The sequence below is a fragment of the Amycolatopsis sp. lyj-23 genome, assembly GCF_046549135.1.
GTDB lineage: Bacteria > Actinomycetota > Actinomycetes > Mycobacteriales > Pseudonocardiaceae > Amycolatopsis.
The window spans coordinates 84,448-106,005 of the sequence record NZ_JAJPWN010000011.1; the positions used below are offsets into that span (position 1 = coordinate 84,448).

Annotated in this window: 23 protein-coding genes; 9 read left to right on the forward strand and 14 right to left on the reverse strand. The window is 72.5% G+C overall.

The window, feature by feature from the left end; genetic code table 11:
• Window positions 1-4 precede the first annotated feature (4 nt).
• Complete coding sequence (locus tag ACLJPY_RS27150) at window positions 5-2,080, forward strand: YibE/F family protein (protein WP_410592608.1); 2,076 nt, start codon at window positions 5-7, stop codon at window positions 2,078-2,080.
• Here the strand turns inward: ACLJPY_RS27150 and ACLJPY_RS27155 are convergent.
• Window positions 2,067-2,708, reverse strand: a complete 642-nt coding sequence (locus ACLJPY_RS27155; RefSeq protein WP_410593066.1) for a hypothetical protein — start codon at window positions 2,706-2,708, stop codon at window positions 2,067-2,069. The two genes, ACLJPY_RS27150 and ACLJPY_RS27155, sit on opposite strands and share 14 nt — an antisense overlap.
• A 2-nt stretch (window positions 2,709-2,710) precedes the next feature.
• Complete coding sequence (locus ACLJPY_RS27160) at window positions 2,711-3,277, reverse strand: MBL fold metallo-hydrolase (RefSeq protein ID WP_410592610.1); 567 nt, start codon at window positions 3,275-3,277, stop codon at window positions 2,711-2,713.
• A gap of 148 nt (window positions 3,278-3,425) precedes the next feature.
• Between ACLJPY_RS27160 and ACLJPY_RS27165 the strand changes: the two genes are divergently transcribed.
• From ACLJPY_RS27165 to ACLJPY_RS27175, 3 genes are all read left to right on the forward strand, one after another.
• Window positions 3,426-4,301: a peptidylprolyl isomerase gene (locus ACLJPY_RS27165; protein ID WP_410592611.1), complete on the forward strand. Its 876-nt coding sequence runs from the start codon at window positions 3,426-3,428 to the stop codon at window positions 4,299-4,301.
• 152 nt (window positions 4,302-4,453) lie between these two features.
• Window positions 4,454-5,269 carry a hypothetical protein gene (locus ACLJPY_RS27170; RefSeq protein ID WP_410592612.1) on the forward strand — a complete coding sequence of 272 codons (816 nt, stop codon included), beginning with the start codon at window positions 4,454-4,456 and terminating at the stop codon, window positions 5,267-5,269.
• Window positions 5,270-5,364: 95 nt separating this feature from the next.
• Window positions 5,365-5,928, forward strand: coding sequence for a hypothetical protein (locus tag ACLJPY_RS27175; RefSeq protein WP_410592613.1), 564 nt, complete (start codon window positions 5,365-5,367; stop codon window positions 5,926-5,928).
• Between the two features lie 2 nt (window positions 5,929-5,930).
• On the opposite strand, the gene ACLJPY_RS27180 is transcribed toward ACLJPY_RS27175, so the two are convergent.
• Window positions 5,931-6,710 (reverse strand): enoyl-CoA hydratase/isomerase family protein, encoded by a 780-nt coding sequence (locus tag ACLJPY_RS27180; protein WP_410592614.1) that lies wholly within the window; start codon window positions 6,708-6,710, stop codon window positions 5,931-5,933.
• 72 nt (window positions 6,711-6,782) lie between these two features.
• Here ACLJPY_RS27180 and ACLJPY_RS27185 point away from each other — a divergent pair, with 72 nt between their 5' ends.
• Window positions 6,783-7,616 carry an alpha/beta fold hydrolase gene (locus ACLJPY_RS27185; protein ID WP_410592615.1) on the forward strand — a complete coding sequence of 278 codons (834 nt, stop codon included), beginning with the start codon at window positions 6,783-6,785 and terminating at the stop codon, window positions 7,614-7,616.
• Between the two features lie 37 nt (window positions 7,617-7,653).
• Here the strand turns inward: ACLJPY_RS27185 and ACLJPY_RS27190 are convergent, their stop codons facing one another.
• Window positions 7,654-8,676 carry a LuxR C-terminal-related transcriptional regulator gene (locus ACLJPY_RS27190; protein ID WP_410592616.1) on the reverse strand — a complete coding sequence of 341 codons (1,023 nt, stop codon included), beginning with the start codon at window positions 8,674-8,676 and terminating at the stop codon, window positions 7,654-7,656.
• An 88-nt stretch (window positions 8,677-8,764) separates the two neighbouring features.
• On the opposite strand from ACLJPY_RS27190, the gene ACLJPY_RS27195 reads away from it, so the two are divergent.
• Window positions 8,765-9,178: a cupin domain-containing protein gene (locus tag ACLJPY_RS27195; protein WP_410592618.1), complete on the forward strand. Its 414-nt coding sequence runs from the start codon at window positions 8,765-8,767 to the stop codon at window positions 9,176-9,178.
• The gene (locus ACLJPY_RS27200) at window positions 9,175-9,576 is read left to right on the forward strand and encodes a DUF1304 domain-containing protein (protein ID WP_410592620.1); all 402 of its coding nucleotides are present in this window, start codon (window positions 9,175-9,177) and stop codon (window positions 9,574-9,576) included. The genes ACLJPY_RS27195 and ACLJPY_RS27200 overlap by 4 nt, the downstream gene beginning before the upstream one ends.
• Here the strand turns inward: ACLJPY_RS27200 and ACLJPY_RS27205 are convergent.
• Window positions 9,573-9,995: a MarR family winged helix-turn-helix transcriptional regulator gene (locus tag ACLJPY_RS27205; protein ID WP_410592621.1), complete on the reverse strand. Its 423-nt coding sequence runs from the start codon at window positions 9,993-9,995 to the stop codon at window positions 9,573-9,575. The genes ACLJPY_RS27200 and ACLJPY_RS27205 overlap by 4 nt on opposite strands.
• A gap of 45 nt (window positions 9,996-10,040) precedes the next feature.
• Between ACLJPY_RS27205 and ACLJPY_RS27210 the strand changes: the two genes are divergently transcribed.
• Window positions 10,041-11,309 (forward strand): amidohydrolase family protein, encoded by a 1,269-nt coding sequence (locus ACLJPY_RS27210; protein ID WP_410592623.1) that lies wholly within the window; start codon window positions 10,041-10,043, stop codon window positions 11,307-11,309.
• Here ACLJPY_RS27210 and ACLJPY_RS27215 read toward each other — a convergent pair.
• From ACLJPY_RS27215 to ruvC, 8 genes are all read right to left on the reverse strand, one after another.
• Entirely contained in the window at window positions 11,285-13,639 is a 2,355-nt protein-coding gene (locus tag ACLJPY_RS27215) for a RelA/SpoT family protein (RefSeq protein ID WP_410592625.1), read from the reverse strand. The genes ACLJPY_RS27210 and ACLJPY_RS27215 overlap by 25 nt on opposite strands.
• 253 nt (window positions 13,640-13,892) lie before the next feature.
• Entirely contained in the window at window positions 13,893-14,411 is a 519-nt protein-coding gene (locus ACLJPY_RS27220; RefSeq protein WP_410592627.1) for an adenine phosphoribosyltransferase, read from the reverse strand.
• 1 nt (window position 14,412) lies between these two features.
• Entirely contained in the window at window positions 14,413-15,630 is a 1,218-nt protein-coding gene (gene secF, locus ACLJPY_RS27225; protein ID WP_410592629.1) for a protein translocase subunit SecF, read from the reverse strand.
• A gap of 1 nt (window position 15,631) precedes the next feature.
• Window positions 15,632-17,440 carry a protein translocase subunit SecD gene (secD, locus tag ACLJPY_RS27230; RefSeq protein WP_410592631.1) on the reverse strand — a complete coding sequence of 603 codons (1,809 nt, stop codon included), beginning with the start codon at window positions 17,438-17,440 and terminating at the stop codon, window positions 15,632-15,634.
• A gap of 216 nt (window positions 17,441-17,656) precedes the next feature.
• Window positions 17,657-18,067, reverse strand: coding sequence for a preprotein translocase subunit YajC (yajC, locus tag ACLJPY_RS27235; RefSeq protein WP_410592632.1), 411 nt, complete (start codon window positions 18,065-18,067; stop codon window positions 17,657-17,659).
• A gap of 120 nt (window positions 18,068-18,187) precedes the next feature.
• A complete protein-coding gene (gene ruvB, locus ACLJPY_RS27240) occupies window positions 18,188-19,255 on the reverse strand; it encodes a Holliday junction branch migration DNA helicase RuvB (RefSeq protein ID WP_410592633.1) in 1,068 nt (355 codons plus the stop codon).
• Between the two features lie 8 nt (window positions 19,256-19,263).
• On the reverse strand, window positions 19,264-19,860 hold the full coding sequence (ruvA, locus tag ACLJPY_RS27245) for a Holliday junction branch migration protein RuvA (protein ID WP_410592635.1): 597 nt from the start codon (window positions 19,858-19,860) through the stop codon (window positions 19,264-19,266).
• On the reverse strand, window positions 19,857-20,441 hold the full coding sequence (gene ruvC, locus ACLJPY_RS27250) for a crossover junction endodeoxyribonuclease RuvC (RefSeq protein WP_410592637.1): 585 nt from the start codon (window positions 20,439-20,441) through the stop codon (window positions 19,857-19,859). Before ruvC ends, ruvA begins: the two co-directional genes overlap by 4 nt.
• Before the next feature lie 74 nt (window positions 20,442-20,515).
• Here ruvC and ACLJPY_RS27255 point away from each other — a divergent pair, with 74 nt between their 5' ends.
• The gene (locus ACLJPY_RS27255; protein ID WP_410592639.1) at window positions 20,516-20,956 is read left to right on the forward strand and encodes a cupin domain-containing protein; all 441 of its coding nucleotides are present in this window, start codon (window positions 20,516-20,518) and stop codon (window positions 20,954-20,956) included.
• A 7-nt stretch (window positions 20,957-20,963) separates the two neighbouring features.
• Here ACLJPY_RS27255 and ACLJPY_RS27260 read toward each other — a convergent pair whose 3' ends face one another.
• Complete coding sequence (locus ACLJPY_RS27260; RefSeq protein ID WP_410592641.1) at window positions 20,964-21,515, reverse strand: DUF4262 domain-containing protein; 552 nt, start codon at window positions 21,513-21,515, stop codon at window positions 20,964-20,966.
• Between the last annotated feature and the right edge of the window lie 43 nt (window positions 21,516-21,558).

Consider the following 21,558-nt stretch of genomic DNA (forward strand, 5'->3'; position numbering starts at 1 on the left):
GCGGGTGGACCGCCCTGACCTCGACGACGACGAAACCGGCCCGATCCGCCGGATCACGGACGAGGTGTCCCTTTCGCCGGACCGCGGGACGTCCGGAACGCCGGGTACGTCCCGCCAACCCGCCCGCCGCACCCCGCCGGAGGCCGCCCGCCGCGCGGCCGAGCCCGGCCGCCGCCGAGCCGACACCGGCCCCCAGCGCACGACGCACACCGGCTCGCTGCGCCTCCCGGCCGAAAACGGCCGTGCGGAGACCCCGCGGAAACGCCGCGGCGACACCGGACCGCAGCCCGCCGCGGGCAACGACCAAGCCGCCGCACCACGCCGCCGCGGCGACACCGGCCCACAGCGCGCCGCCGAGAACGCCCACACCGACACGACCGCACAACGCCGCCGCGGGGACACCGGACCACAGCCCATCCCGACCGAAAACGGCCGCGCAGAAACCCCGCGCAAACGCCGCGGCGACACGGGACCGCAGCCCGCCGCGGCAAGCAACCAGCCCACCGCCCAACGCCGCCGCGGCGACACCGGACCGCAGCCCGCCGCGAAAAACGACCAAGCCGCCGCACCGCGCCGCCGCGGAGAGACCGGACCACAGCCCATCCCGACTGAAAACGGCGGCGCAGAAACCCCGCGCAAACGCCGCGGCGACACCGGACCGCAGCCCGCGCCGGGCAACGACCAAGCCGTCACACCACGCCGCCGCGGCGACACCGGACCACAGCCCGTCCCGGCAGAAAACGACCGCCCCGCTTCCCGCCGCGGCGACACCGGCCCCCAGCGCGCCACCGAAGCCCGGCCCCGCCGCAAACCCACCCCCGACACCCCGGACGCGCACACCGGCCACGGCCACGGCCACGGCCACGGCCACGGACCAGCCGCCCCCGCGTCCCGGCGCGTGAAAACCCTCCTGATCTGGCTGCTGGCCCCGCTCGCGCTCGCCACCGTCGTCGGCATGGTCGTCCTCTACCCCTGGGGCAAGGCCTCGCCCACCAGCGTCGTCCCGCAGGGCACGCCCGTGCACGCCGACATCCGCGCCACCACCACCGGCCCGTGCCTCGCCCAGGGCCAAGTCCAGGTCGGCGACCAGAGCGATCCGAACGCGAAACCGTGCCTGACCGTCGAACTCACCATGACCGACGGCCCGGCCGACGGGAAACCGCTGCGGCTGACCGTCCCCATCGAGCCCAGCACTCCCCGCTTCACCGCCGGTGACGCCGTCGTCCTCGCCTACAACAACGGGAACCCGGACGACCCGGCCAGTTTCCAGCTCGTCGACTTCCAGCGCGGCACCCCGCTGCTCGTGCTGGCCGCGCTCTTCGCCGTCGCCGTGCTCGTGCTCGGACGGTGGCAGGGCATCGCCGCGCTCGTCGCGCTCGGGTTGTCCTTCGTCGTCATCGCGCTGTTCATCCTCCCGGCCATCCTCGCCGGGGAAAACCCGCTCGTCGTGGCCATCGCCGGGGCCGGCGCCATCATGTTCATCGCGCTCTACCTGACCCACGGGCTCTCCGCGCGGACGTCCGCGGCCGTGCTCGGCACGCTCGTCAGCCTCGCCCTCATCGGCGTCCTGTCCGCGATCTTCTCCGCCGCGGCGTCGCTCACCGGCCTCGACGACAGCACCTCGACGCTCATCGGCTCGCTCGGCCACGGCATCGACGCGCGCGGGCTGCTGCTCGCCGGCGTCGTGATCGGCGCGCTCGGCGTGCTCGACGACGTCACCGTCACCCAGACGAGCGCCGTGTGGGAGCTCCGGCGCGCCAACCCGGACCTGACCTGGCGCGAGCTCTACAACTCGGGCCTGCGGATCGGGCGCGACCACGTCGGGTCGGCGGTCAACACCCTCGTGATGGCCTACGCCGGGGCCGCGCTGCCGGTGCTGCTGTACTCGTCGATCTCCGGGGTGGGGCTCGGGGCGCTGCTCGGCAGCGAGGAGATCGCGCAGGAGATCATCCGCACCCTCGCGGGCAGCGTCGGCATCGTCGCGGCCGTGCCGGTGACCACCGTGCTGGCCGCGTTGATCGCCTCCCGCGAACCGGCCACGCACCTCAGCACGGCGGGCGCGGGACTCAATCCAGCGTAGCCACGAACCGGCTGACCGCCTCCATCGTGAAGCGCTGCACGTACTTGCCCGAGGGCGCCACCGACGCCAGGCGGTAGAGCGGGCGCTCCGCCACGCCGGAGCCGCGCGCCTCCGCCTTGAGCTCGGCGACGAGCAGCTCGCCGAACACGAGCCCGTTCGCCTCGGTGTTGTTCATCAACGCGTTCGCGAGCTTCCGCAGCTGCAGGATGCCCAGTTCGCGCCCGCCGGTCCCGGAGAACACCGCGAGGTCCACCTTCGCCACCTTGCCGCGCTGGCCCGCGTTCACCAGCAGGCTCACCGTGCGGTTGCCCCGGACGTCGCCGATGACGAGGTCGAGGCGGGTCGCTGTCGACAGATCGACCCGGCGCAGGCCCCACGTGCGCACGAGCAGCGTCGAGCCTTCGATCCAGACGCGCCGCCGGATGCTGACCGCCATCACGTACAGCAGCGGCAGCGCGATCACCAGCGCGACGACCAGGCCGGTCACCGTGCCGCCGATCAGGCCGGCGATCCCGCCGAAGGCCGCGGCGACGATCACCACCCCGACCAGTCCCGAGATGCCGCGGCGACGGCGGCCGCGCGGGTCCTCCTCGAACAGCGCGATCCGATCGGACGTCTCCTCGGCCATGTTCACGCCCCCGTCCCGGCCAGGAACGGGTTGCCCGCGCGTTCCCGGCCGATCGTCGTCGCCGGGCCGTGACCCGGCAGCACCACCGTGTCGTCCGGGAACGCCGCCAGCAGGTCCCGCAGCGCCTCCGCCACGTCGCCGCGGCCGATCGACCCGGCGAAGAGCGTGTCACCGGTCAGCGCGAGCCGGCCGCCCTCGGGCGTTTCCAGGCCCAGCACCACCGAGCCCGGCGTGTGGCCGGGCACGTGCCGCACGTCGACGTCCAGGTCCGCGAACACACCCGGCTCGAGCGGCACGCTGCCGCCGTCGTACAGCGGCGCGTCGGCGGGGTGCAGGTGCAGCGGGACGCCGTGTTCGGCCGACAGCGCGGCCGCCGAAGCGACGTGGTCGGGATGGCCGTGGGTGGCCAGCAGGGCCGCCGGGACCAGCCCGTGTTCGCCGAGCGCGGCGGCCAGCGGCGCGGCCACCTCCTGCCCCGGATCCACGACCACGCAGGGCCCGCCGGCGGCCGCCGCCAGCAGGTAGCAGTTGGCCTGCAGCGGGCCGCTGCCGAACCCGACGACGAGCACCGGACGCCTCCCCGGACTTCCGCGCCGGATGGCGCCGATCACGATCGGGTTGAGACTAGCGGGCCCTGTACATGGTCCTCACAGGCTGTGCCCATACACTCCCCCTACCTCAGACGTGTGACACGAGCGGAAACCTGGAGGGTACGGGGTGGCGACCAACCAGCAGCGCCGCGAAGCTGCGAAGCGCAAGCTCGAGCGGCAGCTCGAGCGCCGAATGGAGCAGCAGAAGCGACGCCGGATGATCGGGGCTGGTGTAGTCGGCGTGGCCGTCCTCGTCGTCGCCGGTGTCGTGGTGTGGATCGTGAGCGCGAACAGCGGCGACAGCACGAACACCGCGTCGCCGTCGTCTTCGGCCGCTCCGCCGCCCACCGACCTGCAGATCCCGACGCAGCGCACCGCGCTGCCGAAGCGGTCGAAGCCGCTGCCGAACCCGACGACGTGCGACTTCAAGGCCGACACGACGGGCAAGGCGCCGAAGAAGGTGAACCTGCCCGACGGCAAGAACGTCTCCTCGACCGGCACGGTGAACGTGACGCTCAAGAGCACCGCGGGCGACATCCCGCTGACGCTCGACCGGGCGCTCGCCCCCTGCGCGGTGCAGAGCTTCGTCAGCCTGTCCAAGCAGAACTTCTACGACGGCACCATGTGCCACCGGCTCGGCACCGAGGGCCTGCAGATGCTGCAGTGCGGTGACCCGTCGGCCACCGGTGACCCGACCCAGGACGGTCAGGGCGGCCCGGGCTACACGATGCCGGACGAGGCGTTCCCGGAGATCAAGTACGGCCGCGGCATCCTCGCCATGGCGAAGACGCAGGCCCCGAACTCGGGCGGCAGCCAGTTCTTCATGGTCTACGGCAACGCCGACGGCCTCCCGGCGGACTACTCGGTGTTCGGCAGCATCAGCGACGAGGGCCTGAAGGTGCTCGACGCGGTGGCGAAGGCGGGCATCGCGAACCCGAACCCGCAGGACGGCACCGGAGCGCCGACCAAGCAGGTCAAGTTCACCGGCGTCACCGTCTCGTAGTCCCCAGCCGACCGAAACCGCCCGTTCCGGACGTCCGGAACGGGCGGTTTCGTGCGTTCTCCCGGACGGAGATCTGAACCCCGGCCGCACCGGCCCCGTGTAGAGGGCAACACCGCCAGACCCAACGGGGTCGCCGGGGAGAGGTGCCGACGATGGTCGAAAACCGGGTTCGCGCGGTCCGCCGCGTCCTCGGGCGGGCCGGCCAGGCCGGCTGCGCCGGTGTCCTCTTCGCCGTGCTCGCCGGTGGTCCCGCGTTCGCGCAGACCGATCCCCCGCCGCCGCCGGTGAAGTACTTCATCGTGCCGCACGCCGACAACCCCGACGACATCACGCTGTTCAAGATCGCCGAACGCGCGCTCGGCGACGGACGGCGCTTCCCGGAGATCTTCGCGCTCAACCAGGGTCGGCCGCGCCCGGACGGCACGCCGTTCACCGATCCCACGTCGATCGAGCCGGGTCAGGTGCTCCAGCTGCCCGAGGACGCCGCCGCGCAGCCGGGCGTGCAGTTCGGCCCGCTGCCGGCGACCCCGCCCGTCACCCCGGCCGCCCGGCCCGCTCCGGCCGCCGCGGAGCCGTCCGGGCTCGGCGCCGGGCTGGCGTCGGCCGTCAGCGGCACCGGCGGCCTGTTGACCGGCCTGCTCGCCGGGCTCTGGTGGCGCCGGCGTCCGCAGCTGCTGCCGCCGGCGCCGTTCGAACCACCCGCGCGCGAGGAAGAGGACTTCGGCGCCGGCTCGGTCAGCGGCACCCTGCCGCTGCCGATCGTGGTCCCCGAACCGCGGCCGGACGTCGTGTTCCGGCCGGAACCGATCACCACCGAGCTGGCGATCATCGTGCTCGACACGGCCGAAACGCAGGTGATCGCCGCGGTCCGGCCGGGCTCGCGCTTCCACTTCCGGATCGGCGGGCAGCCGGACTCCGCGGACAGCTCCACCGTGCTCGTCGTCGACGCCGAAGGCGAGCAGCCCTGACCCCGTGGCGTGCCCGCCGGGGCACGGTGCGCTGAACGGATCAACCGGCGCCGGAACACTGGCCAGCGGGCCGCCGGGCCCGCGATAGTCGTCTCATGACCTGGGATCCGTTCGGCACCCTTCGGAAGGCCCTGTGGATCGGCGGCGCTGCGTGGACCGGGAAGTCCACCGTCGCGCGGCTGCTGGCCGAGCGGCACGGCCTGACGACCTACCACCACGACGACCGGGCCCGGCCCGGCACCCCGCTGCCGGACGACCTCCCGGCGGGCGACCAGCTGACCGCGATGATGGCCGAGTTCGGCAACCGCTTCCGCTACGCCGTCGACGACCTGCGCGCGCTGACCTCGCCCCGGCCGATCGTCGCCGAAGGCCGCGGGCTGCGGCCGGAACTGGTCGCCCCGCTCGTGGACTCCCCCGATCGCATGGTGGTGCTGGTGCCGACCGAGCTGTTCCGCCAGCACCAGCTCCGCCACCGGCCGGCCGGACCCGCGATCCCCGTGCAGCGCACCCGGTTGACGCGCGACCGGATGCTCGCCGCGCACGCCGTGCGGGCGGCGCGCGACCTCGGCATCCGCGTCATCGAAATCGACGGCAAGCTCGACCCGGCCGGGGTCACCGACGTCGTCGCCGAGCACTTCCACGCCTACCTCGACGGCTGAGCTCAGCGGAAGGTGAACCGCGGCGGACGCCGTTCGAGGAACGCGGCGACGCCTTCCGCGTAGTCCTCGCCGTGCAGGGCTTCCGAGCGGATCTCCTCGACTTCGGCGTCCGGCGATTCCTGGCCGGCGACGATCTTTTCGATGATCCGGTTCATGCCGCGGATCGACGCCTGGGAGCGCGAGCACAGCGTTTCCGCGAACGCCAGCGTCGAGGCCTCGAGGTCGTCGGCTCCGAAGACGTCGTTGAGCAGGCCGATTTCCCGGGCACGGGCGGCGGTGATCAGCTCGCCGGAGAGCAGGAAGTACTTGGCGTGCGCCGGGCCGACGAGCGAGACGAGCTGGCGCGTCGAGTCGAAGTGGTAGACGATGCCCAGCTTCGCCGGGGTGATGCCGAACCGCGCGCCCTCGGCGGCGAACCGGAAGTCGCAGGCCACCGAAACCTGGCAACCGCCGCCGATGCAGTTGCCCCGGATCATCGCGACCGACGGCTTCCGCATCGCGGTGAGGGCGGCGACCGCGCCTTCGACGGCCTTGTCGTAGCTCGCCGCGCCGTCCGCGGTGGTGCACAGTTCCCCGAACTCGCTGATGTCGGCGCCCGCGGAGAAGTGCCGTCCCGCGCCGGCGACGACCAGGACCTTCAGCGCCGGATCGGCCTCCACCTCGGCGACGACGTCCGGGATCGCCGCCCACATGCCGTAGGTGATGGCGTTCATCTTCTCCGGCCGCGTCAGCGTCAGGCGCGCGACTTCGCCGTCGCGGGTCAGGTCGAATCCGTCGGTCATGGACGGCACTTTAACGCTCGCCCTCAGCGAAACCTGCGGTGTGTGACGCGGTCGGGTGGCTAGTTTGGGGCCATGGCGACGATCGAGGTGGGCGGGACGGCGTTCGGCTGCGACGAAGCGGGAGAGGGGCCCGCGGTCGTGCTGCTGCACGCCGGGATCGGCGACCGCCGGATGTGGGACGCGCAGTTCACCGAGCTCGCCGCCACCCACCGGGTGATCCGCTACGACCGCCGCGGCTTCGGGGAGACCCGCGGCGAAACCGGCGAACACGCCCACTACGAGGACCTGCTGGCCCTGCTCGACGCCCGGGGGATCGAGCAGGCCGCCCTCGTCGGGGCGTCGATGGGCGGGGCGTGCGCGCTGGACGCCGCCCTCGCCGCGCCGGAGCGGATCACCCGGCTGGTCCTGCTCGGTTCGGGGCTGAGCGGGCACACCTGGCCCGGCCACATGCAGGCGGACATCGCGAAGGTGACGGCGGAAATCCTGCCGGCGGGCCGCCTGGCCCGGTACCAGGCCCGCGAACTCGAGGTGGCCCCGGCGGACGTGCGGGCCATGGCGGAGGCCAACATCCGGTACCTGGTCGCCGGCCCGGAACGCGACGTTTCGGTGCTGCCGGCCGAAATGCTGGCACTGGTGCGGGAAATGTGCGAGCAGGTCTACCGGCACGACTGGACGGCTCCACAGTGGACGGAGCGCGTCCCGGACACCCGGCACCGGCTCGCCGAGATCACCACGCCGGCGCTGGTGGTGATCGGGACATCGGACGCGCGGGGGCTCGTGGAGCTTTCGCAGCACCTGGCGGAGTCGTTGCCGCAGGCCGAACTCGTCGAGCTGGCCGATGCCGGGCACCTGCCGTCGATGGAACGGCCGGCCGAGGTGAACGCCCTGCTGCGGAAGTTCCTCTAGCCCGGGTTTCCGCCTGGAACGGGTCGCCGGGAAGTCGTCAAGAAAGCAGCCGCGCGGTCAGTTCCCCGCGGCTGCGGACACCCACCTTGCCGAACACCGACTTGAGGTGGTCCTGCACGGTGTGCGCCGAGATCGCCAGCCGGGCCGCGATGTCCGTTGTGGACAGCCCGGCCAGCACCTCGCGGCAGACGTCGCGCTCCCGGGCGGTCAGGCCGTAGGCGGCGAGCAGCACGCCCAGCAGCTCGGCACCCGAGGCGCGGTCGACGGTCACGACCGTTTCGCCGTCGCCCTCCCCCGCCACCAGCAGGCTCGCGTGCAGCACGATCCACCCGCCGTGGGCGTCGCGGACGCGGGCGCGGAACGTCCCCGTCGCGGCCGCGCGGGCGCCGGTCACGACCGCGCGCAGCAGGACGGCGAACCGGCCCGGGGCGATTTCGTCGAGTTCGGTGCGCCACGCTTCGGTCGCGGCGGTGGCCGCGCGCTGCCTGCCGTCCGGGCCGACCACGACGATCGCCGGCTCCGCCCGCGGCCCCGGCCCGCGGGTGCGCGCGGCCACCCGGGTCGCCGTCGCGAGCGCCGGGGCGACCGACGTCAGGAATTCGACCTCGCGGTCGCTGAACTCGCCGCGCCGCACCAAGCCGGCCGCGCCCCACGACGTGCCGTCGACCCGGAACACCGCGCGCAGGTCGTGGCCGAGCCCCAGCGGCCGCCAGACCTCGTTGAGCCGGCCGCTGCGCTCGGCGACCCGCCGCGGCAGGTCGGTCAGGCGCGCCACCGGCACCGGCCGCCGCGCCAGCTCGGCGAAGGTGCCGGGCTGCGCGCCGTCGTACTCGTAGGCCGCCAGCAGCGGCTCGTACTCGCCGGGGATGCGGGCCCGGCCGCTGGTCATCGAGCTGATCACCGCGGTGTCCGGGTCGAGCGACGCCCAGCAGGTCAGCTCGGCCGGCACCACGCGGTCGACCAGCTCGATCGCGGCGGCGTGCAGCTCGGCGACGCCGAGGCCCGCCGTGGCGAGCGCGGCGACGTCCCGCCGCACCGCCTGCGCCCGGCCGTCCCACATGGACGCAGTATGCGCCGCCCGCGCCCGAGCGGGTATCCCACATTTCCGGGATGGCCCCGGTGGCGGCCGCGTTCCTACCGTCGTCGGCATGACCCACTTCAGCGCCCCGGGTGACGGCCCGGAACTCGACACGCACGACGCGCGGATCACCGTCAAGGTCGGCGCGGAACACACCGGCGGCACCTACGAGGTGTTCGAGGTCGACGCACCCCGCGGGCCGTCGGTCCCGCCGCACACCGAGCCGTGGGCGAAGACCTTCTACGTGCTGCACGGCCGCATCACGGTCTACGTCGACGGCGAACTCCACGACCTCGACCCCGGGGCGTCGATCAGCATCCCGGCGGGCGCGGTCAACACCTTCACCGTGCACACGCCGTCGGCGCAGTTCCTCGCGCTGTGCCCGACCGACGGGATGGGCCGCTTCTTCCGCGCCGTCGACGAGGCACCGCCGGAGCGGATCCCGGAGCTCGCCGGGCGCCACGGGATCGAGCTCGTGCCGTGAACGCCGTCGCGCAGGTCTTCGCCGGGGTGGCGGTGCTGGTGCACCTGCTGGCGTTCGCCTGGGAAGTGCTGCTCTTCGAACGGCCGGGCGTGCACGAGGGCATCTTCCGGATCCCGACGGTGAACCTCCCGGCCACCCGGCTGTGGTCGTTCAACGTCGGGTGCTACAACCTGTTCCTCGCCGCCGGCCCGGTGCTCGGGCTGGTCCTGCTGCACACCGGCCACGTCGGGGCCGGGCGGGCGCTGGTGCTCTACTGCTGCGGGTTCATGCTGCTGGCCGGGGTCGCCCTGGGGGTGTCGGACGTGCTCGCGCTCAGCCGCCCGCGCGGCGCGGGCCGCGGTGGGGCACTGGCGCAGGCGCTGCCTTCGCTGGGCGCGCTGGTCGCGGCGTTGTTCTAGCTCTGGCCGGTCAGCTGCTCGCTCCACGCCTTGATCGCCGCGGCCTGCTCGGGCGTGAGCCGGTCGAGGACGAGGCGGCGGATGTTGGCTCCGTGGGCCCGGACCGCGTTCTCCGCCGTCCGGCGGCCTTCGGCGGTCGGCTCGATCCCGGTGCGCCGTCCGGTGGCGCCGTCCTCGATGCGCGCCACCAGGCCGCGGTTCTCCATCCGGGTCAGCAGGTGCGCGACGCGGCTCTTCTCCCAGTCGAGCGCGTCGGCGAGCTCGCCGACGCGCATCGGCCCGGTCAGCGTCATCAACACGCTGAACTCGGCCTTCGAAATGCCGCAGTCGCGCTGCAGCCCCCGGTCGAGTTCGCGGGTGAGCAGCCGCTGGGCACGCACCCAGGTGTCCCAGAACTCCCACTCCGCCGGCTCCAACACAGGAGTAGCATACTGAGTTGACGCGTCAACTCTTGGAGGAGAGCGATGAAGACACTGCTGCGCGGCGGCATGGTGGTCAGCATGGACCCGGCGCTCGGGGACCTCCCCCGCGGTGACGTCCTGGTCGAGGACGGCCGGATCGCCGCCGTCGCTCCGGAAATCGAGGCCGACGGCGCCGAGATCGTCGACGCGACGGGGAAGATCGTGCTGCCCGGCTTCGTCGACACGCACCGGCACACCTGGCAGACGGCGTTCCGCGGCCTCGGCGCGGACTGGACGTTCGACCAGTACCGCGTCGCCGCGCACGGCACGCTCAAACCGCACTACCGGCCCGAGGACGTCTACCTGGGCAACCTCCTCGGCCGGCTGGAAGCCCTGAACTCCGGCGTCACGACCATGCTCGACTGGTTCCACTGCGCCCTCCACCCGGAGAACGCCGACGCCGCGATCGCCGGGCTGCACGACGCACCCGGCCACTCGATCTTCTGCTACGGCGCCGACGGACCCGACGTCGCGCCGGAGATCCGGCGGGTGCGGGCCCTGCTGCCGGGCGACGACCTGGTGCTCGGCCTGCGCGGACCGGTGATCTCCACGATGGACGAAACCGCCGCCGATGTCCTGCTGGCCCGGGAACTCGGGCTGCCGGTGAGCGTGCACGTCCACGGCACGGGCGGCTGGCGCCACGGCGACCGGCCGATCGCCGGGATGGCCGAGCGCGGGCTGCTCGACGAGCGCACCACCGTCGTGCACGGCAACGGCCTGTCCGACGACCAGCTGAGGATGCTCGCCGACGCGGGCTCGTTCGTGTCGGTCAGCCCGGACGTCGAGCTGAAGATGGGCTTCGCGCCGCCGGTGACCGGCCGGGCGCTCGCCGCCGGCCTGCGCCCGACGTTGTCGGTCGACGACTGCCTGTCCGCCGGGGGTGACCTGTTCGGCGCCATGCGCACGGCGCTGGCCGTCGACCGCGGCCTCACGACGCGGACCGTCCTCGAGTGCGCCACGACCAACGGCGCCCAGGCCTGCGGGCGCAACACCGGCAGCCTCACCCCCGGCCAGGACGCCGACCTCGTCCTGCTCGACGCCGAGGACCTCTCGGTCTTCCCCGTCGGCGACCCGGTCGGCACGATCGTCAGCGCCGGTCACCCCGGCCTGGTGGACAGCGTCTACGTCGCCGGGAAGGCGGTCAAACGGCACGGCCGCCTGCTCGGCGTCGACTTGCCGCCGTTGCGCGCGCGGCTCCTGGAGTCGCGAGAGCGGATCGCCGCGGCCGCCGGCGTCTCCTTGATCGGTCAGGAAGCCGACGTCACGCGGTAGACGTCGTAGACGCCTTCCACGCCGCGGACCACCTTCAGGACGTGGCCGAGGTGCTTCGGGTCGCCCATCTCGAACGAGAAGCGGCTGACCGCGACCCGGTCGCGGGACGTGGTCACCGACGCCGAAAGGATGTTGACCTTCTCGTCGGCCAGCACCTTGGTCACGTCCGACAGCAGGCGGTGCCGGTCGAGCGCCTCGACCTGGATGGCCACCAGGAACACCGACGACGCCGAAGGCGCCCATTCGACCTCGACCAGCCGCTCGGGCTGGGACTGCAGGTCACCGGCGTTGGTGCAGTCGGTGCGGTGCACCGAAACGCCGCCGCCGCGGGTGACGAACCCGAGGATCTCGTCGCCCGGCACCGGGGTGCAGCAGCGGGCGAGCTTCGCCCAGACGTCGCTGGCGCCCTTGACCACGACGCCGACGTCGTTGGAGCCGCGGCGGCGGGTCACCGTGGACGGCGTCGCGCGCTCGGCGAGCTCCTCCTCCGCCGCGTCGACGCCGCCGATCAGCGCCACCAGCCGCTGGACGACGTGCTTGGCGCTCGTGTGGCCCTCGCCGACCGCCGCGTACAGCGACGAGATGTCGGCGTGGCGCAGCTCGGTGGCCACCGCGCCCATCGACTCCGCGGAGACCAGGCGCTGGATCGGCAGGCCGACCTTGCGGATCTCCTTGGTGATGGCTTCCTTGCCGCCTTCGATCGCCTCGTCGCGGCGCTCCTTGGCGAACCACTGCCGGATCTTCGCGCGGGCCTTCGGCGAACCGGCGAACTGCAGCCAGTCGCGCGACGGGCCGGCGTTTTCGGCCTTGGACGTGAAGATTTCGACGACTTCGCCGTTCTCCAGCTTGCGCTCGAGGGCGACCAGGCGGCCGTTGACGCGGGCACCGATGCAGCGGTGCCCGACCTCGGTGTGCACGGCGTAGGCGAAGTCGACCGGCGTGGACTCCACCGGCAGCGTGATCACGTCGCCCTTCGGCGTGAACACGAAGATCTCGCGGGAGGCCAGCTCGTACCGCAGCGACTCGAGGAAGTCGCCCGGGTCCGCCGCTTCCCGCTGCCAGTCGAGGAGCTGGCGCATCCACGCCATCTCGTCGACGTCCATGGCGTTGCCGGTGTGCGTGCCCTTGGTTTCCTTGTAGCGCCAGTGCGCGGCGATGCCGTACTCGGCGGTGCGGTGCATTTCGTAGGTGCGGATCTGCACCTCGAGGGGCTTGCCGTCCGGGCCGATCACGGTGGTGTGCAGCGACTGGTAGACGCCGAACCGCGGCTGGGCGATGTAGTCCTTGAACCGGCCGGGCACCGGCTGCCACAGCGCGTGCACGACACCCATCGCGGCGTAGCAGTCGCGGACGTCCTCGACGAGGATCCGGACGCCGACCAGGTCGTGGATGTCGTCGAGGTCGCGGCCGCGGACGATCATCTTCTGGTGGATCGAGTAGTAGTGCTTCGGCCGGCCCTCGACCTTGGCGGTGATCCGCGAGGAGACGAGGTTGCTGGTCAGGTCCGTGATGACCGAGCGCAGGTAGATGTCGCGCGAGGGCGCGCGGTCGGCGACCAGGCGCACGATCTCGTCGTACTTCTTGGGCTGCAGGATCGCGAACGCGAGGTCTTCGAGCTCCCACTTGACCGTGGCCATGCCGAGCCGGTGGGCCAGCGGCGCGAGGACTTCCAGCGTCTCGCGGGCCTTGCGGGCCTGCTTCTCCGGCGGCAGGAAGCGCATGGTGCGCATGTTGTGCAGCCGGTCGGCGAGCTTGATGACCAGCACCCGGGGGTCCTTGGCCATCGCGATGACCATCTTGCGGATGGTCTCGGCCTCGGCGGACGAGCCGAGCTGCACCTTGTCCAGCTTCGTGACGCCGTCGACGAGCTCGGCGACCTTCTCGCCGAAGTCGGCCTTCAGGCTTTCGACGGCGTACCCGGTGTCCTCGACCGTGTCGTGCAGCAGGGCCGCCACGAGCGTGGTCGTGTCCATGCCCAGCTCGGCGAGGATGGTGGCGACGGCGAGCGGGTGGGTGATGTACGGGTCGCCGGACTTGCGCCGCTGGTTGCGGTGCAGCTCCTCGGCGACGTCGTAGGCGCGCTGGAGCAGGCCGAGGTCGGCGTTGGGGTGGAGCTCGCGGTGGATGACGGCCAGTGGCTCGAGGACCTGCTTGACCGGGGCGGCGCGTTGCGCGGTGATCCGCCGGGCGAGCCGGGCCCGGACCCGCCGGGTCGCGGACGGGTTCGGCGCCGCACCGTTCGGCTTCGGCGGCGCGGGCTGTGCCGCCGCCTGCCCGTTCTGCTGGGCGCCCTGCTTCGCGGGCACCGCGGCGTCGAGCTCCTGGCTCACCCGCACCTCCTGCTGCTCGTGCGGCCTTCGGACCACCAGGGTAGCCGTTGCACCTCGCAGCCCTGTCGGGTGCGCCCGTTCAGGGGGATGCCGACGCCCCGACCAGCCCCTTCACGGGACGAAACCCGTCACCCGCGTGATCCGGGCCGTCACTGACGTGATCGAAGCCGGAACTCGCGAGTTCCGGCTTCGATCACGCGAGTTCCGGCCTCGATCACGCGAGTGACGGCTTCGATCACGCGGGTGACGGGTTTCAGCAGGCCTGGAGGGCGTGGACCTTGCGGTCGGCGAGGACCTGGCGGCCGCCCAGGGCGGCCAGTTCCAGGACCACGGACACGCTGTCGACCACCGCGCCCGCGTCCTCGAGGAGCTTGCCGGTGGCCGCGACCGTGCCGCCCGTGGCCAGGACGTCGTCGAGGACCGCGATCCGCTGGCCCGGCCGGACCACGCCGGCCGGGAGCTCGACCGTCGCCGTGCCGTACTCCAGGGCGTAGTCGACCCGGCCCGCCACGGCCGGCAGCTTGCCCGGCTTGCGGATCAGCACCACGCCGAGACCGCGGGCGTACCCGACGGCCGCGGCGAGGAGGAACCCGCGGGCCTCCACGCCGGCGAGCGCCTCGACCGCGGGGTCGAGGGTGTCCGCCAGCGCGTCGGTCACCGCTTTGAACGCACCCGCGTCCGCGAAGAGCGGGCTCAGGTCACGGAACAGCACGCCGGGCTCGGGGAAGTCCGGCACCTCGGCGATCAGGCCGAGGGCGTCGTCGAGTTCCACGTCAGCGCTTCCTCTTCCCGGCCGGGCGCTGCTTCTGGATGCGGGCGGGGACGCTGGCCGCGGCCGCGTACGCCCGCTCCTTGCGCAGTTCCTTCGCCAGGGCGTCGTCGTCCGAGGCGTCGAAGTCCTCGCCCGCCGCCGCCTTGCGCTCCTGGCCCGCGCGACGCTGGCGGACGCGCTCGGCCTGCTGCGCGTACTTCGGGTCGCGCATCTTGAAGTCGACCAGCAGCGGCGTCGCCAGTGCGACCGACGACAGGACGCCGACGAGGGTACCGGTGAGCTGCACCAGCGCCAGGTCCTGCAGCGTGCCCGAGCCGAGCAGCACGTACCCGACGATCAGCAGGCCGAGGATCGGCAGCAGCGCGATGAACGCCGTGTTGAACGACCGCATCAGGGTCTGGTTCAGCGCGAGGTTCGCGGCCTCGCCGTAGGTGCGGCGGGTCAGGCCGAGCAGGCCGCGCGTGTTCTCGCGGACCTTGTCGAACACCACCACCGTGTCGTACAGCGAGAACCCGAGGATGGTCAGCAGGCCGATCACGGTCGCCGGGGTGACCTCGAAGCCGACCAGCGAGTAGACGCCCGCGGTGACGAAGATGTCGTGCAGCAGCGAGATCAGCGCCGCCAGGGCCATCCGCCCGTCGAAGTAGATCGCCAGGAAGATGACCACCGCGACGAGGAACACGCCGAGCGCGATCAGCGCCTTCTGCGAGATCTCCCCGCCCCACGACGCGCTCACCGCGCTGTCGGAGATGGCCTGGACGCTCGGCTGGCCGTTGGTGCCCTTCGGGCCGAGGTCCTGGAACAGGCCCTGCTTGAGCTTCGCGACATCGGCCGCGTTCAGCGTGTCGGTGCGGATCTGGATGGTCGACGCGTTGCCCGTGCCGACCTTCTGCGCTTCGGCCGCCGGACGGCCGAGGGCCTTCTCGAACGAGTCCTTCGCCTGCTGCTCGGTGATCAGGCCGTGCGTGCCGTCGGCCGGCATCTGGATCTGCGTGCCGCCCTCGAACTCGATGCCGAGGTTGAAGCCGCGGAAGATCATCGAGGCGAGGCACACCAGCACCAGCCCCGCGAAGAAGATGTACCAGCGCTTGCGCTTGCCGACGACGTCGAACGCGCCCGTGCCCACGTAGAGCCGGTGGAACACGCTCTCCCGCTTGCCGGGCTTGGCCGCCACCTTGGCGTTGCCCTCGGCGTCCGTGCCCAGTTCTTCGACCCCCATGTCAGGCCTCCTTCACGTTCGCGCGGCCGACCGAGGTCGACTTCTTACGCTGCGAACCCACTTGCTGCACGGCGCCGAGGCCGAGGTGCCTCGGATTGGACAGGAACGCGTTCTTGGACGTGGACACGATGGCCACCAGCGGGTGCGTCACCAGGTACACGACCACCAGGTCGAGCACCGTGGACATGCCGAGGGTGAACGCGAAGCCCTGGACGTCGCCGACCGCGATGACGTACAGGATCGCCGCGGCCAGGAAGCTCACCGCGTCCGAGGCCAGGATGGTGCGCCGGGCGCGGACCCAGCCGCGCGGCACCGCGGACCGGAACGTCCGGCCCTCCCGGATCTCGTCCTTGAGCCGTTCGAAGTAGATGACGAACGAGTCCGCCGTGATCCCGATGGCGATGATCAGGCCGGCGATGCCCGCGAGGTCCAGCGTGTAGCCGATCCAGCGGCCGAGCAGCACCAGCACGGCGAACACCAGCGCGCCGGACAGGGCCAGCGACAGGATGGTGAGCACGCCGAGCAGCCGGTAGTAGAACAGGCAGTAGACGAAGACGACCAGCAGGCCGATGCCGCCGGCGATCAGGCCCGCCTGCAGCGAGGCGAGGCCGAGGGTGGCCGACACCGTGGTCGCGTCCGAGGACGCGAACGACAGCGGCAGCGAGCCGTACTTGAGGATGTCCGAGAGGTCCTTCGCCTCGGCCTGGGTGAACTTGCCGGTGATCTGGGTGTTGCCGTCGAGGATGGCCACCTGGATGTTCGGCGCGGACACGACCTGCGTGTCGAGCACGAACGCCGCCTGCTGGTTGACGTTCTTCGACGTGAAGTCGGCCCAGATCTTGGTGCCCTCGCTCTTGAAGCTGAGGTTCACCACCCACTGGCCGTTCTGGCTGTTGTAGGTCGAGTTCGCGTCGGAGATCTCGGTGCCCGGCAGGAACTCCGGCTCCAGCAGGTACTTGTACGTGTTGTGGTCACCGCAGGCGACCAGCGGCAGCTTCGGGTCGTCGTTGCCTTCGAGGGCGTCCTTGGCGTTCGGCGCGCAGGTGAGCGAGGCCATGGCCTTCGCGACGAGCTCCTGGTTCGGCTGGCCGTCGGCGCCGATCAGCTGCGGGTTCTGCCGGACCGCCTTGGCGGCCTGGATCTGCTGCGCGGTCTGCGCGTCGACCGACCCGTCCGAGGGGGCCGGCGCCGGGGTGGACGCGGGCGGCGGCGGGGTGCTGCTGCTCGGCGCGGCCGGCGTGGTGCTCTGCTGCTGCGCGGGCGCGGCGCCCGGCGCGCCACCGCCACCGGACTTGGTGGTCGGCGCACCGGAGGTCGCCGCCGGCGCGCCGGCGGACGGCGGGGCCGAGCTCTTCGGCGCGCCCGACGTCGGGGCGCCCGTGGCCGGCGGGTTCGTGGCGGGCGGCGCGGTCTGCGGCGGCACCACCGGCTGGGTGGCGCTGGAGACGACCTTCCGGAAGCCCAGCTTCGCGGTCTTGCCCAGGTTCTTCGCCTGGTCGCCCTGCTCGCCGGGGACCGTGATGACGACGTTGTTGCCGTCGAGGAGGACCTCGGTGCCGCTGACGCCGATCCCGTTGACGCGCCGCTCGATGATCTGGCGCGCCTGGTTCAGGGACTCCCGCGTCGGCTGGCCGCCGTCGGGGGTGCGGGCGGTGAGCGTGACCCGGGTGCCGCCCTGCAGGTCGATGCCCAGTTTCGGGGACGGCTTGTGGTTGCCGGTGAGGAACACCAGCGCGTACAGGACGACCACGATCAGGGCGAACAGGGCGAGATAACGTCCCGGGCGGAGATGCCCGGCTGAAGCTGCCACGGTGCTTCGGTCTCCTCGGACGGGGTGGACCCCAACGTTGCGGTGCCCGCCCGGAGGGTTACCGGGAGGGACTGTGTGCGATTCACTCCCGGGCGCGGGTATGACGGCGGACACGCACGCAGCACCGAGACACTACTCGGTGCTGCGTGAGCCCGGCGTGCGAGGCCGTACCGACTTTCGTCGGGATTCCCGCCCGGCCCAGGAGTGCCGCGAAAGTTACTTCTTGCCGTGCTCCAGCGGGGGCGCCACCTGCGCGGTGGTCGGCGGCTCCTCGGTCTTGACCGCGGTGGCGGACTCGATGACGGCCGGCTCCTCGACGGGGGTCTCGTCGACCTCGACGGCGGAGTCTTCCTCGGTCTCGACGACCGGCTCGACCTTCTCGCGGACGGCCAGGCGCAGCCAGGTGGTGACGACACCGGGCGCGATCTCGATGTCGATCGTGTTGTCGCCGGAAGCGTCGGCGACCGTGCCGTAGAGACCCGAGGTGGTCATCACGCGGTCGCCGGGCGCCAGGCTGCTCTGCAGTTCCTGCTGCGCCGCCTGCTGCTTCTTCTGCTTGCGCGTGCTCATCACCAGCGGCACGGCGAGGACGAGCACGAGGAGCAGGGGCAGCAATAGACTTTGCATGATTCTCCGTTCGACGGACACCGGCACGGCGCCGAAATGTCCGGTTCTTGGGTGTGTGCTCCGGTCAAGTGTGCCAGGTACCAGCGCGGACGCCGACACCCACCCGCCGGTTCGGGCCGCTCAGTCCTGCTCGAACAGCGTCGGCCCGCCCTGGTCCGGGCGCCCCGGGAGGTCCGCGGGCGGCACCATGCCGAGGTGTTCCCACGCGGTCGCGGTCGCGACGCGGCCCCGCGGGGTGCGGGCGAGCATACCGGCGCGCACGAGGTAGGGCTCGCACACCTCTTCCACGGTGGTCGCCTCCTCCCCCACGGCCACCGCGAGCGTCGAAATGCCGACCGGCCCGCCGCCGAACGACTTGGTCAGCGCGGTGAGGACGGCCCGGTCGAGGCGGTCGAGGCCCAGCTCGTCGACGTCGTAGACGGCCAGCGCGGCGCGGGCGATGTCGCGGGTCACCTTGCCGTCCGCGCGGACCTCGGCGTAGTCGCGGACGCGCCGCAGCAGCCGGTTCGCGATCCGGGGCGTGCCCCGCGAGCGGCCGGCGATCTCGGCGCAGCCGTCGCGGTCGATCGGGATGTCGAGGATCGTGGCGGCCCGGCGGACGACCAGCTCCAGCTCGGCGTCGGTGTAGAACTCCATCTGCCCGGTGAAGCCGAACCGGTCGCGCAGCGGGCCGGTCAGCGAGCCGGACCGGGTGGTCGCGCCGACCAGCGTGAACGGCGCGATCTCCAGCGGGATGCTGGTGGCGCCCGGGCCCTTGCCGACGACGACGTCGACCCGGAAGTCCTCCATCGCCAGGTAGAGCATCTCCTCGGCGGGGCGGGCGATCCGGTGGATCTCGTCGATGAACAGCACGTCGCCGGGGGCCAGGTTGGACAGCATCGCGGCGAGGTCGCCGGCCCGCTCCAGTGCCGGGCCGGAGGTGATCCGGATGGCCGCGCCCAGCTCGGCGGCGACGATCATGGCCATCGACGTCTTGCCGAGCCCGGGCGGGCCGGACAGCAGGACGTGGTCGGGCGGCACGCCGCGGCGCCGCGCGCTCTCCAGCACCAGTTCCAGCTGCTCGCGCACGCGCGGCTGGCCGACGAACTCGTCGAGCTTGCGGGGCCGCAGCGTGCCCTCGACGGTTTCTTCGCCGGTCTGGGCCCACGCCGAGAGGGCTTCTTCTTCCTCCACGGCTTCATACTCCACGGCCGCGCCTACCGCTTCCGGCCGAGGGTGGCCAGCGCGGCGCGCAGCACGCTCGCCGTCGTGTGGCCGTCACCGTCGGCGAGGACCTTGTCGACGGCCTGCTCGGCCTGCTTGGCCGGAAAGCCGAGGCCGGCGAGGGCCTCCACGACCTCCGAGCGCAGGGCGCCGGGGGCGGTGACGGCGGGCGCGTCGCCGGTGCCGCCGAGCGCGGTGACCTTGTCGCGCAGTTCGAGGGTGAGCCGTTCGGCGCCCTTGCGGCCGATGCCGGGCACCGAGGTGAGCACGGTGATGTTGCCTTCGACCAGTGCCGCCCGCAGCTTGTCGGGGTCGAGCACGGCGAGGGTGGCCAGCGCGAGCCGCGGCCCGATGCCGGACACCGTCTGCAGCAGCCCGAACAGCTCGCGGGCGTCGGCGTCGGCGAAGCCGAACAGCGTCAGCGAGTCCTCGCGCACGACCAGTGCGGTGTGCAGGCGGGCCTCTTCCCCGCGGCGCAGGGTCGCCAGCGTCGCCGGGGTGGCCTGCACGGCGAAGCCGACCCCGCCGACCTCGACCACCACGTGGTCGAGGCCGACCGACAGGACTTCTCCGCGTACCGACGAGATCATCGTGCTGCTCCCGGGTTCTTCGCTTGTTTGGCGGCCGCGGCCAGGCGGGCCTTGTGCGTGCGGGCCAGTTCGGCCGCGCGGGCTTCGGCTTCGGCCAGCCGGGCCCGCATCGGCTCCCGCCAGAGGTGGCAGATGGCCAGGGCGAGGGCGTCCGCGGCGTCGGCCGGGTGGGGCGCGACCTCGAGGTTGAGCAGGCGCATCACCATGGCGGTGACCTGCGCCTTGTCGGCCCGGCCCGACCCGCTGACGGCGGCCTTGACCTCGCTCGGGGTGTGGAACACGACGGGCAGCCCGCGGCGGGCGGCGGCGAGCGCGACGACGCCGCCGGCCTGCGCTGTCCCCATCGCGGTCCGGACGTTGTGCTGGGCAAAGACCCGCTCGACGGCGACGGCCTGCGGTTTGTACCGGTCCAGCCACCGCTCGACCTCGTCGGAGATGCCGAGCAGGCGGTGGGCCAGGTCGGCGTCCGCCGGCGTCCGCACGACGTCGACGGCGACGCACCGGACGGCCCGGCCCTTGCCGCCGTCGACCACCCCCAGGCCGCACCTGGTCAGACCGGGGTCGACCCCGAGCACGCGCACCCGCATTCCTTCCCGCCGCGAACACCAGTTCGAGCTTGCAGGCTACTGGGCGGCCCTGCGGCAGGATGGAGGACATGCCGGAGCCGTCGGATTTCGTCACCCACCTGGGACTCCAGCCGTTGCCCGTGGAAGGCGGGCAGTGGGCGCAGAGCTGGCGCTCGGCCGCCGGGTCCGCGATCTACTACCTGCTGGTCGCGCCCGAACGCTCCGCGCCGCACCGCCTGGACCGGGTCGAGGTCTACGCCCACCACGCCGGCGCGCCCGCGGCCGTGCTGCTGCTGCACCCGGACGGCTCGGTCGAACGGCCGGTGCTCGGCACCGACGTCGCCGCCGGGGAACGCCCGCAGGTCGTGGTGCCCGCCGGGACTTGGCAGGCCGCCGTCACGCTCGGCGCGTGGAGCCTGCTGGGCACGGTCGTCGTGCCGCCCTACACCGACGACTGCGTGGAGTTCGCGGCCGCCGCCGACCTCGCGCGGCAGTACCCGGAAGCGGCCGCCGACCTGCGGAAGTTCTAGGGCCGAATCAGGGGCCGTCGACGCCGGGGGTCCAGCTTTCGGGGTCGCCGCTCTCGGTCAGCACCGGCTGCCAGCGCGCGAAGCCCTCGGGCGCGTCCGGGTGCCAGGGGAACTTGCCCTCCGGCGTCGCGACGATCAGCTGCAGCGCCGGGAAGTCGCCGTCGGGGTAGATGAGGAACGCCGAGCCGAAGTACTCCGGGTAGTGGCCCTTGGCGACGCGCTCGAGGACCACCGGGACGCCCTGGAAGAAGTCGTCGTAGCGCCGGCCGACCTCGAAGATCTCGCCGTTGGCCGCGCGGTCGACGTAGGCGTCGAGCAGCACCTGGCCCATCTGGCCGGGCAGCCCGACGACGACCGCCTCCGGCACGTTGTGCAGCGCCCACGCGCAGGCGGTGAAGCAGTAGCCGGCGCCCTCGTCGTCGGAGGCGACGGTGATGACCGCGTTGCCGCGTTCCTTGGCCTGCCCCTCGATCCATTCGATGAGGCGCACTTCGTCCGCGGACAGTTCGGCGGCGATGTCGGCGGCTGCGGCGGGGGTCGTCGAGGTCACGGCGCACATTGTGCCTGACGGGCCACCGGAAGCCCAGTGCCCGGGCCGGAAA

Coding starts and splice junctions, on each gene's coding strand:
- ACLJPY_RS27155 (WP_410593066.1), bottom strand. CDS start 2,708: ATGGCCGAGGAGACGTCCGATCGGATCGCGCTGTTCGAGGAGGACCCG.
- ACLJPY_RS27170 (WP_410592612.1), top strand. CDS start 4,454: ATGGTCGAAAACCGGGTTCGCGCGGTCCGCCGCGTCCTCGGGCGGGCC.
- ACLJPY_RS27175 (WP_410592613.1), top strand. CDS start 5,365: ATGACCTGGGATCCGTTCGGCACCCTTCGGAAGGCCCTGTGGATCGGC.
- ACLJPY_RS27180 (WP_410592614.1), bottom strand. CDS start 6,710: ATGACCGACGGATTCGACCTGACCCGCGACGGCGAAGTCGCGCGCCTG.
- ACLJPY_RS27185 (WP_410592615.1), top strand. CDS start 6,783: ATGGCGACGATCGAGGTGGGCGGGACGGCGTTCGGCTGCGACGAAGCG.
- ACLJPY_RS27190 (WP_410592616.1), bottom strand. CDS start 8,676: ATGTGGGACGGCCGGGCGCAGGCGGTGCGGCGGGACGTCGCCGCGCTC.
- ACLJPY_RS27195 (WP_410592618.1), top strand. CDS start 8,765: ATGACCCACTTCAGCGCCCCGGGTGACGGCCCGGAACTCGACACGCAC.
- ACLJPY_RS27210 (WP_410592623.1), top strand. CDS start 10,041: ATGAAGACACTGCTGCGCGGCGGCATGGTGGTCAGCATGGACCCGGCG.
- secF (WP_410592629.1), bottom strand. CDS start 15,630: ATGGGGGTCGAAGAACTGGGCACGGACGCCGAGGGCAACGCCAAGGTG.
- yajC (WP_410592632.1), bottom strand. CDS start 18,067: ATGCAAAGTCTATTGCTGCCCCTGCTCCTCGTGCTCGTCCTCGCCGTG.
- ruvA (WP_410592635.1), bottom strand. CDS start 19,860: ATGATCTCGTCGGTACGCGGAGAAGTCCTGTCGGTCGGCCTCGACCAC.
- ACLJPY_RS27255 (WP_410592639.1), top strand. CDS start 20,516: ATGCCGGAGCCGTCGGATTTCGTCACCCACCTGGGACTCCAGCCGTTG.
- ACLJPY_RS27260 (WP_410592641.1), bottom strand. CDS start 21,515: ATGTGCGCCGTGACCTCGACGACCCCCGCCGCAGCCGCCGACATCGCC.